18 protein-coding genes are annotated in these 15224 nt (G+C 37.6%); 8 read left to right on the forward strand and 10 right to left on the reverse strand.

The features are described 5' to 3' along the window. Positions 1–3 precede the first annotated feature (3 nt). The 3 genes from SOI85_RS04180 to sodX all read left to right on the forward strand — a co-directional run bounded on the left by SOI85_RS04180 (position 4) and on the right by sodX (position 1568). Positions 4–603 carry an FKBP-type peptidyl-prolyl cis-trans isomerase gene (locus SOI85_RS04180; RefSeq protein WP_320664975.1) on the forward strand — a complete coding sequence of 200 codons (600 nt, stop codon included), beginning with the start codon at positions 4–6 and terminating at the stop codon, positions 601–603. A 100-nt stretch (positions 604–703) separates the two neighbouring features. Then, the gene (gene sodN, locus SOI85_RS04185) at positions 704–1177 is read left to right on the forward strand and encodes a superoxide dismutase, Ni (RefSeq protein ID WP_320664976.1); all 474 of its coding nucleotides are present in this window, start codon (positions 704–706) and stop codon (positions 1175–1177) included. 67 nt (positions 1178–1244) lie between these two features. Then, the gene (sodX, locus tag SOI85_RS04190; RefSeq protein WP_414477808.1) at positions 1245–1568 is read left to right on the forward strand and encodes a nickel-type superoxide dismutase maturation protease; all 324 of its coding nucleotides are present in this window, start codon (positions 1245–1247) and stop codon (positions 1566–1568) included. Between the two features lie 10 nt (positions 1569–1578). On the opposite strand, the gene SOI85_RS04195 is transcribed toward sodX, so the two are convergent. From SOI85_RS04195 to SOI85_RS04210, 4 genes are all read right to left on the reverse strand, one after another. Next, complete coding sequence (locus SOI85_RS04195) at positions 1579–2244, reverse strand: hydantoin utilization protein A (protein WP_320664977.1); 666 nt, start codon at positions 2242–2244, stop codon at positions 1579–1581. Between the two features lie 275 nt (positions 2245–2519). Then, positions 2520–2738, reverse strand: coding sequence for a photosystem II reaction center protein PsbN (psbN, locus tag SOI85_RS04200; RefSeq protein WP_320664978.1), 219 nt, complete (start codon positions 2736–2738; stop codon positions 2520–2522). A 630-nt stretch (positions 2739–3368) separates the two neighbouring features. Next, on the reverse strand, positions 3369–3692 hold the full coding sequence (locus SOI85_RS04205; protein ID WP_320664979.1) for a hypothetical protein: 324 nt from the start codon (positions 3690–3692) through the stop codon (positions 3369–3371). Between the two features lie 143 nt (positions 3693–3835). After that, complete coding sequence (locus tag SOI85_RS04210) at positions 3836–3967, reverse strand: hypothetical protein (protein WP_320664980.1); 132 nt, start codon at positions 3965–3967, stop codon at positions 3836–3838. Positions 3968–4007: 40 nt separating this feature from the next. Here SOI85_RS04210 and SOI85_RS04215 point away from each other — a divergent pair, with 40 nt between their 5' ends. Further along, the gene (locus SOI85_RS04215; protein ID WP_320664981.1) at positions 4008–5231 is read left to right on the forward strand and encodes an aminotransferase class V-fold PLP-dependent enzyme; all 1224 of its coding nucleotides are present in this window, start codon (positions 4008–4010) and stop codon (positions 5229–5231) included. Positions 5232–5239: 8 nt separating this feature from the next. Here SOI85_RS04215 and SOI85_RS04220 read toward each other — a convergent pair whose 3' ends face one another. The 3 genes from SOI85_RS04220 to yidD are packed head-to-tail and all read right to left on the reverse strand — an operon-like array spanning position 5240 to position 7321. After that, positions 5240–6766 (reverse strand): UDP-N-acetylmuramoyl-L-alanyl-D-glutamate--2,6-diaminopimelate ligase, encoded by a 1527-nt coding sequence (locus SOI85_RS04220; RefSeq protein WP_320664982.1) that lies wholly within the window; start codon positions 6764–6766, stop codon positions 5240–5242. Between the two features lie 12 nt (positions 6767–6778). Next, positions 6779–7081: a glutaredoxin family protein gene (locus SOI85_RS04225; protein WP_320664983.1), complete on the reverse strand. Its 303-nt coding sequence runs from the start codon at positions 7079–7081 to the stop codon at positions 6779–6781. 3 nt (positions 7082–7084) lie between these two features. Beyond that, the gene (gene yidD, locus SOI85_RS04230) at positions 7085–7321 is read right to left on the reverse strand and encodes a membrane protein insertion efficiency factor YidD (RefSeq protein ID WP_320664984.1); all 237 of its coding nucleotides are present in this window, start codon (positions 7319–7321) and stop codon (positions 7085–7087) included. A 101-nt stretch (positions 7322–7422) separates the two neighbouring features. On the opposite strand from yidD, the gene rpsD reads away from it, so the two are divergent. The 4 genes from rpsD (at position 7423) to cysK (ending at position 11991) form a co-directional block, all read left to right on the forward strand. Continuing rightward, positions 7423–8031: a 30S ribosomal protein S4 gene (gene rpsD / locus SOI85_RS04235; RefSeq protein WP_320664985.1), complete on the forward strand. Its 609-nt coding sequence runs from the start codon at positions 7423–7425 to the stop codon at positions 8029–8031. Between the two features lie 249 nt (positions 8032–8280). Next, positions 8281–9450: a trans-sulfuration enzyme family protein gene (locus tag SOI85_RS04240; RefSeq protein WP_320664986.1), complete on the forward strand. Its 1170-nt coding sequence runs from the start codon at positions 8281–8283 to the stop codon at positions 9448–9450. Then, on the forward strand, positions 9447–10916 hold the full coding sequence (locus SOI85_RS04245) for a PLP-dependent transferase (RefSeq protein WP_320664987.1): 1470 nt from the start codon (positions 9447–9449) through the stop codon (positions 10914–10916). Before SOI85_RS04240 ends, SOI85_RS04245 begins: the two co-directional genes overlap by 4 nt. 88 nt (positions 10917–11004) lie before the next feature. Continuing rightward, positions 11005–11991 (forward strand): cysteine synthase A, encoded by a 987-nt coding sequence (gene cysK / locus SOI85_RS04250; protein ID WP_320664988.1) that lies wholly within the window; start codon positions 11005–11007, stop codon positions 11989–11991. Here cysK and queA read toward each other — a convergent pair. The 3 genes from queA to SOI85_RS04265 form a co-directional block, all read right to left on the reverse strand. Then, positions 11988–13109 carry a tRNA preQ1(34) S-adenosylmethionine ribosyltransferase-isomerase QueA gene (gene queA, locus SOI85_RS04255; RefSeq protein WP_320664989.1) on the reverse strand — a complete coding sequence of 374 codons (1122 nt, stop codon included), beginning with the start codon at positions 13107–13109 and terminating at the stop codon, positions 11988–11990. The two genes, cysK and queA, sit on opposite strands and share 4 nt — an antisense overlap. Positions 13110–13166: 57 nt before the next feature. Beyond that, positions 13167–14570: a dihydrolipoamide acetyltransferase family protein gene (locus tag SOI85_RS04260; RefSeq protein ID WP_320664990.1), complete on the reverse strand. Its 1404-nt coding sequence runs from the start codon at positions 14568–14570 to the stop codon at positions 13167–13169. Between the two features lie 159 nt (positions 14571–14729). Beyond that, positions 14730–15185, reverse strand: a complete 456-nt coding sequence (locus SOI85_RS04265) for a YlqD family protein (protein WP_320664991.1) — start codon at positions 15183–15185, stop codon at positions 14730–14732. Positions 15186–15224: the final 39 nt, after the last annotated feature.

Here is a 15224-nt window from a genome sequence, read left to right on the forward strand (position 1 = left end):
ACTATGAAAGACATTTTTATAAGTTTTTCAATCTTTATAGGTTGCTTGATTATTGCTGTTATCAGTCAAGTAATCACTCCTTCAACATTAGACGCTACCGAATTTAAAACAAGTATCCTCCAAGATCTACAAACCAGCCAAAGTAACTCTGTTATTACCAATCCTTTTGAGCTGGATCCAGAAGAAACAAACCCTACTCTTTTCATCATGGCAACTAATAATCAAACTAAAAAAGTATCGCCTTTGGGCGAGCCTCAAAAGGCTGAAACTTTCCAAGTCACATCAAGTGGTTTGAAATTTTCAGAGCTAGAGGTAGGCAGTGGCTCAGAAGCTTCGGCAGGCAAAAATGTATCCGTCAATTACAGAGGCACCCTTGAGAATGGCAAAGAGTTTGATAGCAGCTATGGCAGATCTCCTTTTACTTTTCCTCTTGGAGCAGGACAAGTAATAAAAGGTTGGGATGAAGGAGTTTCTGGAATGAAAGTCGGTGGGAAGAGAAAGTTAATCATTCCACCTGAACTAGGTTATGGGAGCAGAGGCATTGGACCTATTCCTGCTAATTCAACTTTGATATTTGAAGTTGAATTATTAGAGGTCAATTAATTTCCTAAACGATAATTTGAGCGAAACAAGAAACTATTCAACAGATATGGCGATAGTCCTAATTGACCAGTAATGTGATATCAAGTTTTTTCTGTAACAGATGTTCCGTAAGGTTCTCTCAGCAATTTTCAATAAAATTCCTGTTCAAACAGTTCATGCTCATTGTGATGGACCTTGCGGGGTATACGATCCTGCTTCTGCAAGAGTTGCAGCAGAAGCAGTTTTGTCTATGACTAAAAAGATTCTTGCACTCGAACTACCAACAGGTAACGATGCAAAAGCATGGGCCAATTACAACAACACATTTTCTAGATACGTTGCAATAAAAGAAGATCAAGCTAAAGAAACAAAAAAAGAACTTTTAATTCTTTGGACTGATTATTTCAAGCCTGAGCATCTAGCAACTTTCCCAGACCTACATGAAACTTTCTGGCAAGCTTCTAAACTCTGCAGTGCGACCAAGGTAAATGTTGATCAAGACAAGGCAGAAGAATTAATGCAATCAGTAGAGAAGATACACAATATGTTCTGGCAGTCGAAAGGAAGATCTGATAAATGGGTTACTGCGAGCTAATTACAAGATAAAAATAAAAAAAGCAAACTTATACCATCTTTTACTTCTGATAATTGGCAAAAGGTTTATTTGCCGAGTTAAAGGTATCTCCATGCTTCCTACTCTGAAGCATGGAGATTTAGTAATTTATAAAGCTATCAATATAAATTACATAAATGATTGTTTAGAAAAAGGGAGTATTGTAATAAGCAAGCATCCTTTAAAAGCTAATTATTTAATAGTTAAACGTCTAGAAAGGAAAGAAAAAGATAAATATTTTATAATTGGTGATAATAAGGATTTCAGTAAAGATAGCAGACATTTTGGTTTTATTCAGAAACAAAATCTAGTAGGTATAGCAGAATCTTTCTTATCTTTACCAATATTAAATAAAAGTTCAGATGGAAAATAAAATCATTTAATCAGCCAATTATCGGATTTTTCTGAAGCCAAAACAAACCGGTTACAATTGAAAGACCACCTGTAAATCCTAATAACCTTGGAGATATTTTCTGTCCCGCCTTCATAGAAGTAAATGAAATGCCCAATACAACTGAGGCCATTGCAGCCATAGAACCAAGAAGATAGGCAAATATATAAGAAATGGCTCCTAATGTTGGTAAAGCTAAAGCTGGGATTACAGCAAGTAGATGACTTGCACCAGCCATTCCATGAATAAGACCCAATCCAGTAGAGGCATGGGTATGACGTCCATGAATCTTTCTACCTAATAAATGCAAGTGAACATGATGATGCTGATTAGCACTTCCATGTTGATGATTATGAATATGAATATTCAACCCAAGAGATGTTTTTATTGCAATAGTACCAACAATTAAAAGAGTTATTCCAACTATAGATTCAGCAACTGAAGATAGCTGCTCAATATTCACTAAGTCTTTGGCAACAACAGCCAAAGAGGCAAGCAAAACAACACCTGTCGAATGCCCTAAACCCCAAGCAAGGCCATCCCTTAAAGCTAGTCTTGGCTTATTTATTGCAGTTGGAGCCATGGCGACCAAGTGATCAGCCCCACCAACCACATGGATAGCTCCCGCCGCAAAACCAGTCAAAATACTTATAAGCATTTCATGGTAACCAAACCATAACCAGGGCCTAAGCTTTGGATTGCTTCCATTATTTTCAAATAATAAAATTAGTCCCTTATAAACTTTAGTTCTTTACAAGGCAAAAATTGAAAATAAACCCGTCCCAAGAATAAAAAAGTACTAAAAGAGAAATAAAAACAACATAGATTGAGAATCTCAATAGTTCTCAATCTATGTTGAAAAGCAAGGTAAGCATGTCTTATATTTAAAGATATATACCTTTAAATATATTGGTAATACTGAATAGTTGTACTTCAGAAAAGAGACCTTGCAGGATTATGCTTATCCTTAGGACTATGCCCATGTGCAATTCCTAACTCATGCATTCTCGCATGCTCATCAATTGTGTCTCTTAGATCCTTTTTGCCAGGCCCAAAAGAAGCATATATACCATAAGCCAAAGATCCAAACACTACTAGCAAAATCCCTCCAATAATTGCATTAAGAGCAGGGTCTTGAGTCGCAACTTCCATACCTATCAATAATAATTTCGAATTACTCTACATCAAAATTATCTATTTCGAGACTTTTTAATCCAGCTCTGATACTGAATCATGAAGGGGGAAATATTCTAATGAATTTCATTAGATGAACTATTATTTGAAAATCTAATACATATTCATATTTTATTGAAAAATTTGGTCTAATGAATTGTAAAAATTTTATCTAGATAGAGTTATTCAGTAAAAAAAAGGTAGGCTGATAAGAATAAAACTATAAAATATAAATTGCTAAAGGAATGGCATTTTAAATGTGCTATTCGTAAGCAGTAATAATGCATTAAGGCTTGGGGCAAAGTCTTAATGCATCATTACTTTAAAAATTAAACACATGAAGGAAACTATTAAATCTATTAGATTTACTTTGCTTTTATTAACTTTATGCAATTCAAAGAGTTGAGTTATAGAAGAGCAAAGCAAAGAATCCTAATATTAGCAATACACTCATAAATCTACTGAAGGTAAAATCACCCAAATCAAACTTAAGTGGGCCTATATCGAATTTCATGCAAGTCATTGTCAAATAAACTTCTTTTAGTATAAATTAAAGTCTGTTAAATTAAATAATTGTTGATTTTTTTTAGCATCCATAAACTTTATTTACTACATTACGGAAAGCGCAATATTTACTGTCCAATCTTCGTTAATTGAAAGATCCTCAAGAAACTCATTTATTTCAACATTGAATATCTCCCTATCCGGACAGCTATGAATAACAACAAGATTTCCTTCCTCATCTAATTTATATTCCCCCTCAATAGGCTTATGCCAATTCTCCTCGAGACTCTGCCTCTTATAACCCAAAGATTCTAGTTCCGCTTTGAATTGAGGAGCAATAGTTATATGAAGCATATTTCGCTCATCAAACTTTCCATCATAACTCTCATAAAAATCATCCCAAGATTTCTTAGATGAGTCACGAAACATTTAACAAACTCCAAATCCTTCAGGTTATTGAAAGTTTAATTCAAAATCTAATCTCAATTTAGACTAAATATAAAGACAAACGTCGTAGAATTTATAAATTATAATAATAAAGTATTCTAAAATATAATTAAATAGCTCGTTGACTACTTGGATGATTGTTTTAAATTTTCATGATATTCTTGAGTATCAATAATTTCTTCAGATTGTTTAATTTGACCATCAAATCTAACAATCCACTCCTGGAGTTTAATTTCACTTTTTTCAGGAGTAGTCATATGGAATTGGAGAAATTATTTAAGACATTTTCATTATACAATGCGTTTAGGAACTAGCTCAGATAAAGAGCAGGCATTAAATCTAAGAGATCTAATGCCTGCTCTACAAAATAAATCATATTTTAATTATGGGGGGCAAGGACCACTTCCTTCACCTTCTCTTGACTCAATAGCAACTAGTTGGGAGGAAATTCAAAAACTAGGACCTTTTACAAATAATGTATGGCCCTATCTAATGAACGAAGTTAAAAAAACCAAAAGGTATTTAGGGAGACTTTGTGGCGTAAGTAGCAATCAAATAGCTTTAACTGAAAATGTTACTAGCGGATGCGTACTCCCACTTTGGGGATTACCTTTCAAAGCTGATCAAAGAATATTAATAGGCGATTGTGAACATCCTGGCGTTATAGCTGCATGCCGAGAAATAGCTAAAAGAAACTCTTTAAAAATTGACATCTTGCATGTACAGCAACTTAGAGAAGGTCTCAATGAGAGAAACACCGTCGATGAATTAGTTCTAAAAGAATTAAAAAAAGCAATTCGTTCAAATACAAAACTTGTTGTTCTTTCTCATGTTTTATGGAATACAGGCCAAATAATGCCAATTAATCTCATAGCGGAAACACTTCAAACTTATCCTGTCAAGCCATATTTATTAGTAGATGCAGCTCAAAGCTTTGGACAAATACCTATTCGTGATGCCGCACAAACAGCCGACATATATGCTTTTACAGGGCATAAATGGGCTTGTGGGCCAGAAGGACTTGGAGGAGTAGCTGTATCAAAAAGAGTTCTTCAAGACTCAAGTCCAACACTGATTGGATGGAAAAGTCTTCAAAAAGAAGAAGGTATTCATTTTGCGAACCCCCATCCCTTTCAGAAGGATGCTCGTCGCTTTGAGATTGCAACCTCATGCATACCTTTATTGGCTGGACTGCGTTGTTCACTTGATCTTCTTGAAACCCAAGGTGATGTACATAGCAGACTTAAAAGGATCCAAACTCTTAGCATGAGACTATGGACAGGTCTAAAGTCAATAGAAGGGGTTACAACTATTTTGGAAGGCCCTCCACCGACAGGATTAATTAGCTTTACAACAACAAGCAATAAATCAGCAAATACTTTAGTCAGGCATCTAGGCAAGAAAGCTCTATGGATTAGAGTATTAGAAGATCCAGAATGGCTACGTGCATGTGTCCATATAACTACTCAAGAGAGTGAAGTAGATACTCTTATAAAAGAAATTCAAACTTCCATTACTTAAAAATATTTTTATTGACTTAGCTTTTCCCTCAAAGCTTTTTGAGCAAAGATTTTATCGTCAAAAAACCTTGTTTCATTACCTATGATCTGATAATCCTCATGTCCTTTTCCTGCAATTAGAATTAGGTCACCAAAAGAAGCCGTAGAGACGGCAATCTGAATAGCTTGCTCTCGCGCAACTTCAACGATCAACTCCTTATAAGTAGGTATTCCATTTAAGATATCATCAATTATTTGCATTGGCTCTTCATTTCGAGGGTTATCAGATGTCACTATTAACAAATCAGCATATTTAGCCGCGATACGACCCATTTGAGATCTTTTTCCCCTGTCTCTATTTCCACCACAACCAAATACACAAATAATACGACGAGAGGTGAAAGGCCTGAGTTCGATCAATACTTTGCCCAAGGCATCTGGAGTATGCGCATAATCGACAATAACGGTAGGCATCTCAGGATTATGATCTATCTCTTCAATAGTTATTCTTTCCATACGGCCTGGAACACCTGGAAAAGCGAAGATTGCATCTAACATGCTCTTCAACGGCAACCCTTGTTGAACTAAAGCACCAACAGATTGGAGTAAATTCATTAAATTAAATTTTCCAATCAGAGGAGAAATAAAGCGGCCTTTCCCTACTGGAGTGTTTAGACAGCCAGTGACTCCATCAGCAGTTATTCTCAGATTATCAATAAATAACTCGACATTATCAGAGCCATATTTATTCTGATCCAATGAACAACGCCAGCACTGCTTATCAAGCTCTTGAGCTAAACTAAATCCATAGTCATTGTCAATGTTTACAACAGCGTTTGGAGTGTCTGAGTCAAGATATGGTTTTTGGAACAAACGAGTTTTAACACTAAAATATTCATTCATTGATCCATGATAATCAAGGTGGTCATGTGAAAGATTTGTAAAAACAGCTCCAGAAAAGTGACAACCTGCAATTCGACATTGAGCTATTGCATGAGAACTTACCTCCATCGCAGCAATTTCAGCTCCAGCACCCGCTGCTAAAGAAAGCTTTTCTTGTAACAATTGGGCCGAAGCAGTTGTATGAGTTGATGTCTCTGTATACGAAGGCCAACGATTAACTAGTGTTCCGAACAAAGCAGATGGCCTACCTACTGCTGAACTTAAATAGTCAATTAAATAAGTTGTCGTAGTTTTACCATTAGTTCCCGTTACACCTATCAATGACAACTGTAATGAAGGCCTATTACAAAAAGCTGAAATTAGCTCGCCAATCCATTTACTAACGGGGTCAGGGACAACAACAACAGTTTCATTTGGATTTGAAGGTTTCGCCTCCGAAGCAGCTGAGCTAATAACTGCAGCGACTGCTCCAGCTGAAAAAGCTTCTTGCCAAAACAATCCTCCATCGCATGTCTCCCCTGGTAAGCCCAAAAACAAAGCACCTTTATTTACGTACCTTGAGTCACACGTAACACTATTAATAGAGGGATTCTCAAGACCTTCAGGTACTTCAAGCCCAACCGAATGCATTAAAGAATGAAGTGATCTTTCCATAAGGATCTTTGATTAAATCAATTTATTCAATGTTTTTTGCATCCAAGCCAATAATTCTCTTCCTTTAAGCCTGGGAGAAACCATTGGCAATTCAATAATTAAGTTTTTATCTTTACTTGAAAGAACTAACACAGGAACTCTAAGGTCAAAACTAGCTTTAACATCTTTAGGGATCAACTCACTATCAATATCTATAACCTTCAAGACCAAAGAGGGCTCTATTTCACTCAAATCAACATTTTTTAACCGCTGTTCTAATCCTTCGCATAAACAACAGCCAGTTCTACTATAAAGATATAGGGATGCTTCTTTCATCAATCAATCAGGTACTGGGTCACATCCACATGGAGTACAAGGATGACAACGAGCAAGTCGCCTAATTGTTAGCCAAGAGCCTCTCCAAGGTCCATGCCTAGAAATTGCTTCAAGCCCATATTCACTACATGTTGGAATGAAGCGACATTGAGGACCAAAGAAGGGAGAAAGCCATCTACGGTAAAAATTAATCATGGCCATAAGGCACCATTTTAAAACCCGATTCATTATTGAGAGCATCTTTAGAGATAGAATATAAAATCAGTGAATAGAAGGCACCATTAAGGATTTACTTCCAGCATGGCGCATCTAGTCCACATTTGTCCTCTAATTTCTAAGTTATGTCTCGATACCGTGGGCCTCGTTTGAGGATCACGCGTCGCTTGGGAGATCTTCCAGGTCTCACCCGGAAGGCCGCTAAAAGGTCTCATCCACCAGGTCAGCACGGCCAAGCCCGTCGCAAGCGCTCTGAATACGCGATCCGTCTAGAAGAAAAGCAAAAACTTCGTTTCAATTACGGGATTTCTGAACGCCAACTCGTTCGTTATGTAAAAAAAGCCCGTGCTCAAGAAGGATCTACTGGAACGAACTTATTAAAGCTTCTTGAAAGTAGACTAGACAATGTTTGTTTCCGCCTTGGTTTTGGACCAACAATTCCTGGCTCCAGGCAATTTGTTAACCATGGTCATGTAACTGTAAATGGGCGAATCACTGATATTGCAAGCTACCAATGTAAACCTAATGATGTAATTGCAATTCGAGAAAGGAAAGGAAGTAAGAAATTAGCCGAGGCTAACCTTGAGTTTCCAGGACTTGCAAACGTACCTCCCCATCTCGAACTAGATAAACAGAAACTGTCTGGCAAAGTAACTGGAAGATGTGAAAGGGAATGGGTGGCAATAGAAATCAATGAATTACTTGTAGTTGAGTACTACTCACGTAAGGTTTAAAATCTGAGCCTAAAAGTTCAATTTTCAAACAAGTCAAGCGTAGTATTTCTAGGTAATCATTACTTCTCTTTCCCTTATCAGAGGGAAAGAGAAGTTTTTTTATGAATCTAAAATTAAAAAATTAAGTACCTAAGTAATAATTCTTTCCTTTATATAAATAAATCACAGAAGACTCTTCCAGTTCTTTTATTTATAGTAACTTTTGCCTTTAATTATATATTCTTAAGATTATCAACTTATAAACAAGCGGTGTCAAAGGAAAAAAGCAAAAACCATCTAAACCCTAGAGTAAGTACACGAGTTATTCACCATGGCGATACTTTTGCTAAGGGAACTGGAACTGTAATGCCACCAATATATCCAAGTTCAACCTTTGCTCATGGGAATGAAGGAGGATTTGACTACACCCGTTCTGGCAATCCTAACTTCAGGATTTTAGAATCAGTCCTCTCATCTCTTGAAGATTGTAAGTATGCAAGTGTTTTTGGATCTGGAGTGAGTGCAATAACAGCAATTGCTTCAACAATGAAAACAGGAGACCTTATACTATGTGAAGAAAATCTTTATGGGTGCACAGTCAGATTATTCGATAAAGTTTTTCAAAAATTTGGATTAAGGACTGCATGGTTGGACTTCACTGACCCTTTGTCTCTCAATGAAATCAGCAACCTTAATCCCGCAATGATATGGCTTGAAAGTCCAACAAATCCACTCCTTAAAATAATAGATTTGCATGAAGTTTGTGGTAAAGCAAAGAGCAAAAATATTCCTATTGTTGTAGACAATACTTTCTCAACAGCCTTAATTCAAAGACCACTTGATTTAGGAGCAACGTTATCACTAACAAGCACCACCAAGTACATCAATGGTCACTCAGACGCTCTAGGAGGAGCCATCTGCACAAATAATTCCGAATGGCATGACCGAATGCTATTTGCACAAAAATCTCTTGGCTTACAGCCTTCCCCATTTGATTGTTGGTTAATTACTCGTGGAATTAAAACATTGCCCTTACGACTTGAAAAGCAAATTAAAAATGCAAGTGCCATAGCAGATTTTCTTTCAGAACATCCCTCCATAGAATGGGTTAGGTACCCTTTAAGAGCAGATCACCCTCAACACAAAATTGCAATTAAGCAGATGAATGGAGGTGGGGCAATTATCACAGTCAGTCTTAAAGCAAACCTTTCTCAAACATATTCAGTCTGCAAAAATCTTAATTACTTCACATTAGCCGAAAGCCTTGGAGGAATTGAAAGCTTAGTTTGCCATCCAGCCACTATGACTCACGCATCTGTTAAGGAAGAAACCAAAACCAGTTTAGGAATTAACGAATCGCTAGTACGATTTTCTGTAGGATGTGAAGACTTGGACGATCTGAAAACAGACCTCAACCAAGCACTAAATCAATTAAATTGAGACAACGTAATCTTCTAATTGACCCTTGCTGGAGCGCAAGTGAATTAGGTAAAGCTATTCCTAACAGTCCACATGCTGTATCTGTAGCGCTACCCAGATGGCAAGACGTCATCAATTATGAAGAGAAAGAAGCAAACTGTATGCAATCTCTTAAGGCAATTTATCCACGATTTGGTCTAAACCCACTTGTAAAAGAAATAGCCTCAAGAGCAATCTATGGCTGTGAATTCAAGAAAAGTCATGGATGGCCATTCCCTAATTTAAAAGTCGCAGAAAAAGCAAAACTGTATTGCGAGAAAAAAATCAATGGCAAAGTAATTATTAAAGAAATTTCAGGTCTCTATTGTCTAATCACGAACGAAGACGCTACTCCCTTTGCTAAAGCTTTTTGGCAACATACTGGACTTGGAGCATCCTCTCGCCAAGCAGCTATCGCATTAAAGCAAGAACATTCACCTTCAAAAAAACAAGGGGAAAATGCAAGAATTGCTTTGGCTCAAAGATTGTCTGATATCTACAAGTGTCATCCAAGTCTTATTGATCTTCATCCATCTGGCATGAGTGCTCTATCAACCGCATTAGGAGCAATAAAAGCAATACACCCTAAAAAAACATTCATTCAAGTAGGTTTTCCTTATGTTGATGTTCTTAAGTTGCCTCAAGAAATTTTTGGTGGTAGTGAGCTTTTCATAAACACAAATCTAGAGGTATTAGCAAAAGAATTAAGAATCAGAAAACCAGCCGCTGTGATTGTTGAATTACCTAGCAATCCCATGCTTCAATGCATCGATCTTCCTGCCATTAGTAAATTAGCCCACGAGAATGGAGCTTTAGTAGTTGCCGATGACACAATTGGCTCAGCATTAAATATTGACCCACTACCTTATGCGGATTTAATTTTTAGTTCGCTAACAAAAAGTTTTGCTGGTAGAGGAGATATTCTTGCAGGATCTTTAACAATTAGTCCTCAATCTAGATGGAGGAAAGAGCTTTCTGAAATGGTACCTCAAAATGCATTGGCCCCATTATCAGATGCTGATGCAATTGCACTTGAAGAAAGTAGCCGAGATATCAAGGTCCGCATTCCACGTCTTAACCAAGCATGTCTTTCATTAAAAAGAAAATTGGAACAACATCCTCAGGTAGCAAGAGTCCTTCATCCTGAGTATTGTCAAAACTTCAAAAAAATTATGAGGGCAGACGCAGGATATGGATGTCTCCTTTCTTTTGAACTTGTAGAAGGTCTTTCAAAAGCTCAGCATTTTTATAACTCATTAAGAGTATGTAAAGGACCAAGTCTTGGAACAAAATTTACTCTTGCTTGTCCATATGTACTTTTGGCCCACTATGAAGAATTAGATTGGGCAGAGAGATGCGGTGTTCCATCTCATCTTTTAAGGGTTTCAGTGGGACTAGAAGAGCCAAGGTCTCTTTGGGCTAGATTTAAAAATGCTTTGGAATCATAATTTAAAAAAAGAGATAAACATTATCAAACGAGCTCATTTCCTCTAAGCAGACTAAATTTTAGCTAGTGAATAAAAATTCATTTTCAACATGGGAAGAATTTACGAAGACAACAGTTTTGCTATTGGTAAAACACCTTTAGTGAAGCTCAATTCAGTTACTAAGAATGCAAAAGCAACTGTATTAGCAAAGATCGAAGGACGCAATCCTGCCTATAGCGTTAAATGTAGGATTGGCGCAAATATGATCTGGGATGCTGAAAAGAAAGGGTTACTTTCCAAAACTCAAACCATCGTAGAGCCCACTTCTGGCAATACTGGTATTGCCCTTGCATTTACCGCGGCAGCAAGAGGCTACAAACTAATTCTGACAATGCCAGAATCTATGTCTCTGGAACGCAGAAGAGTGATGGCAGTTCTGGGAGCAGAATTAATTCTTACTGAAGCTGCAAAGGGAATGCCAGGGGCTATTGCTAAAGCAAAAGAAATCGCTGATAGCAATCCAAAGAAATATTTTATGCCTGGTCAATTTGATAATCCCGCCAATCCCGAGATCCATTTCAAAACTACTGGTCCAGAAATTTGGGAAGATACTGATGGTCAAATAGATGTTCTTGTCTCAGGGGTAGGAACAGGTGGAACTATTACAGGTATATCTAGATACATAAAACAAGAGAAAGGGAAAAATATTATTTCTGTCGCTGTTGAGCCGAGTCATAGTCCAGTAATAACACAGACCTTGAACGGAGAAGAAGTAAAACCAGGGCCACATAAAATCCAGGGTATTGGAGCAGGTTTTATCCCCAAGAATCTCGACTTATCAATTGTTGACAAGGTTGAACAAGTTAGCAATGAAGAATCTATAAATATGGCACTTCGTTTAACAAAAGAAGAAGGTCTCCTGGTAGGTATCTCCTGTGGAGCCGCGGCAACAGCTGCGATACGCCTAGCAGAAAAAGATGAATTTGCTGGAAAAACAATTGTAGTTGTACTTCCAGATCTTGCGGAACGCTATCTATCCTCAATCATGTTTGAAAATGTTCCAACTGGAATTATTGAGCAACCAAATAAAGCCTAAGAGCGCACTGAGGTAGATACTGCCTCAGGTTTAATTAACATTGCATCTCCATAAGAGAAAAAACGAAACTGACTCCGAATAGCTTTTCTATAAAGAGTCAGCAATCGTTTCCTACCAATAAAAGCAGACACAAGTAAGAGTAATGAGCTTCGAGGCAGATGAAAGTTTGTCAACAAACCATCAACGACACCAAATTGATACCCTGGCTTAATAACTAGACTTACTTTTGTGTTTATAGGCTTAAGGTTTCCACCACCTAATTGATAAGCACTCTCTAAAGCTCGAACACAAGTTGTTCCAACTGCAAAGACACGCCTACCTTTTGAATGGCAATCTTTGATTGCCTTTACCACCTCTTCTTTAACCTCAACCCACTCACTATGTAAAGTCAAATCATTTAGATCTTCATTTTTCAATGGTCTAAAAGTTCCAATCCCCACATGAAGAGTAATTTTCACTGATTGAATACCTTTATTGATCAAGGCTTTTAGCAACTCATCGCTTAAATGAAGTCCCGCCGTAGGAGCAGCAACAGCTCCTGGATTTTGCGCATAACGTGTTTGATATCTCTCTATATCATTTGAATTACTGCTTTTAATATATGGAGGTAAAGGAACTTCTCCATAATCTTCCAATAAATTTTGAATATTTTTCCTATCGCAATACTTTTCTGGGAATTTAATTATTCGACCACCTGTGTCTGAGTGAAGGCTAATAACCTCTAGTTGTATTGACTGTTTTCCTTCCGCCACTAAAAGTACATGGTCCCCTGGCTTCATAGATTTTGCTGGTTTTGCAAGACATAGCCAGCATCCATTATTCAACGGTTCAAGAATTAATACCTCAACTTCCCTTCCTGAAGATAAGACAACTCTTAATCTTGCTTTGAGAACACGCGTGTCATTTAAAACCAATAAATCACCCTCCTTTAATTCGTTTTGAATATCCCAAACTTTATGATGAGTAGACACCTCATCATCTTGTCCTTCTTCAGACACAAGCATCAATCTCGCCTCATGACGAGGTTCTAAAGGCTTTTGAGCAATCAAGTTAGGATCTAACTCATAGTCGTAAGAGCTTAATGAGAAATCCTTAGGGTCTAACACAACAGGAGACAAGCGATCAATTTACAAAATTTTTAAACGACAATTAATTGCAAATAAATTTCATCACATTCAGGCTCCAAGAGACTCAGGAGATTCTTCTATCAAAAGAGCAAGGTCCTTTAAAAAAGAAGCTCCATCTGCACCATAGATAACCCTATGATCCGCGGTTAGATTTACCTGCATTTGCCGTTTAACCATAATTGAGCCATCCTTACCAGCGATGACGTTTGGGCGTGAGGCTGCTACTGCAAGAATTCCCCCAGTACCAGGGGGGAGAATTGCATCAAACCTATCCACCCCAAACATACCTAGATTTGAGAGTGTAAAAGTACCTGTACTGTATTCATCTGGTTGAAGTTGTTTACTTCTTGAACGCTTAACTAAATCTGACCACTGACGTGACAATTCAAAAAGATTAGTTTTATCAGCATTTTTCAGGACTGGTGTAATTAGGCCTCCCTCCTCCATCGCAACAGCAACCGCCACATTAACTTGGGAGGGATAGGCAATTCCCCCAGAGCTCGTTGCGGCATTGACCTGTGGGTGTTTTGCTAATGTTTTCCCTACTGCTTTTGCCAACAAAGCAGTCATAGTAACCCCATCAGGCTTGACTTCCTTATAAAAAGACTCAAGTTTATCCGTATTTATTGTGTATCCCACTCTAAAACAAGGGAACGCCAAGCTGGCCTCCATATTTCTATTTACGGCCTGCTGCAAAGTATTAAAGGGAACAGTCTCTCCTGGTGATCCAAAACTATTGCCTGAGAGCTCCTGATCTCGAGAACCTTTGGGTTTAGCAAGAGATTCTGTGGCCTTTACTTCTCGAACTGTTGTTGCAGAGGGTTGAGCCTCTGATATTGAACTGTGAGCTGGCGCATCACTTTCGGCAATCCAAGGGACACTAATTGGTTGACCTTTAGTCCGTTGAACATCATCAGCTTGAATACGTCCATGAGGCCCAGTACCTTTTACTACAGACAAATCAACGCCTAATTGAGAAGCGAGTTTTTTTGCTCTTGGAGAAGCAACTATACGACCAACATTTATAAAATCAGGTTCTTTTGTTTCAGTAACTATTGACTTTTTTTCTTTAATTGAAGGTTTTATATGTGGTTCAGATTGCTGCTTTATTTCTTCAGGAGAATTTTCTTTCGAAGTAGTTAAAGTTGGTTTCTCACTTTCTTGGCTTGATAAAGAGGAACTCTTTTGTTGAACTTCAATAATTTCATCTTTATTTTCTACTATCAAGCCAATCGTTTCACCAACAGGTGCTGAACTCCCGGCAGGCATAAGTATTGCACCCAAGTAGCCTTCTTGGAATGCTTCTACATCCATATCAGCCTTATCGGATTCAACAACTAATACCGATTCGCCACGACCTACTTTGTCTCCAGGCTCTTTAAGCCATTCAACAATTTTGCCCTCAGTCATAGTGGAGCTAAGTGCAGGCATAAAGATGTCGTGTGTCGCCATTATCTTGTCTTTACAAGAGGTTTAGTGAATTTTGTTAGGCCTTTTGAAACTTGTCTTCAATTAATGAAGATAGTTAATTGGGATAACTTTATGAATGTTAATTCCCTATTCAAAACTCTCCAACATTAATTTATTTATGAATTAATAAAGTAAGAGTTGTTAAGAGTGATCATTTACTCCATCAATTGCTTCTACGACACCGTCTCTGACAAGAATAGATACCCCCATTTTTTCTACCAAATTGTCACCAACCTTTAAATCAAAGAAGCTTTCCATTTGTCCCTGTTCCACGATCTGCTCCATCTCAAGCTCTCTAACTTGTGATTGCTGTTGGAGCAAATTTCTCTTTTGTTCTTCTAATTCCGCTCTCTTGGCTGCTACTTGTTGCTGAATTTGAGAAACCTGTTCTTGAACTCTGGGGTCCAAAGGATTGGCACTTTGATTACGAACATCACTAATAACCTGTTGTCCCTCTTTCTCTAACTGCGCTAATTGCTCATCAGTAGAAGAGATAGCACTACTGATTTCTTTTTCTGCCTCTTCTTTCCAAGAAGGAGTAACAACAGCTCTAACTGTTATTGAACGTTTAATGGAAATGGTTTTACCTTCTGACATTTTATTTATTGTCTGAGTTACAAGAATCTCAGTGAAAGA

The sequence above is a fragment of the Prochlorococcus sp. MIT 1223 genome (genome assembly GCF_034092465.1).
In the GTDB taxonomy this organism is placed as follows: domain Bacteria; phylum Cyanobacteriota; class Cyanobacteriia; order PCC-6307; family Cyanobiaceae; genus AG-402-N21.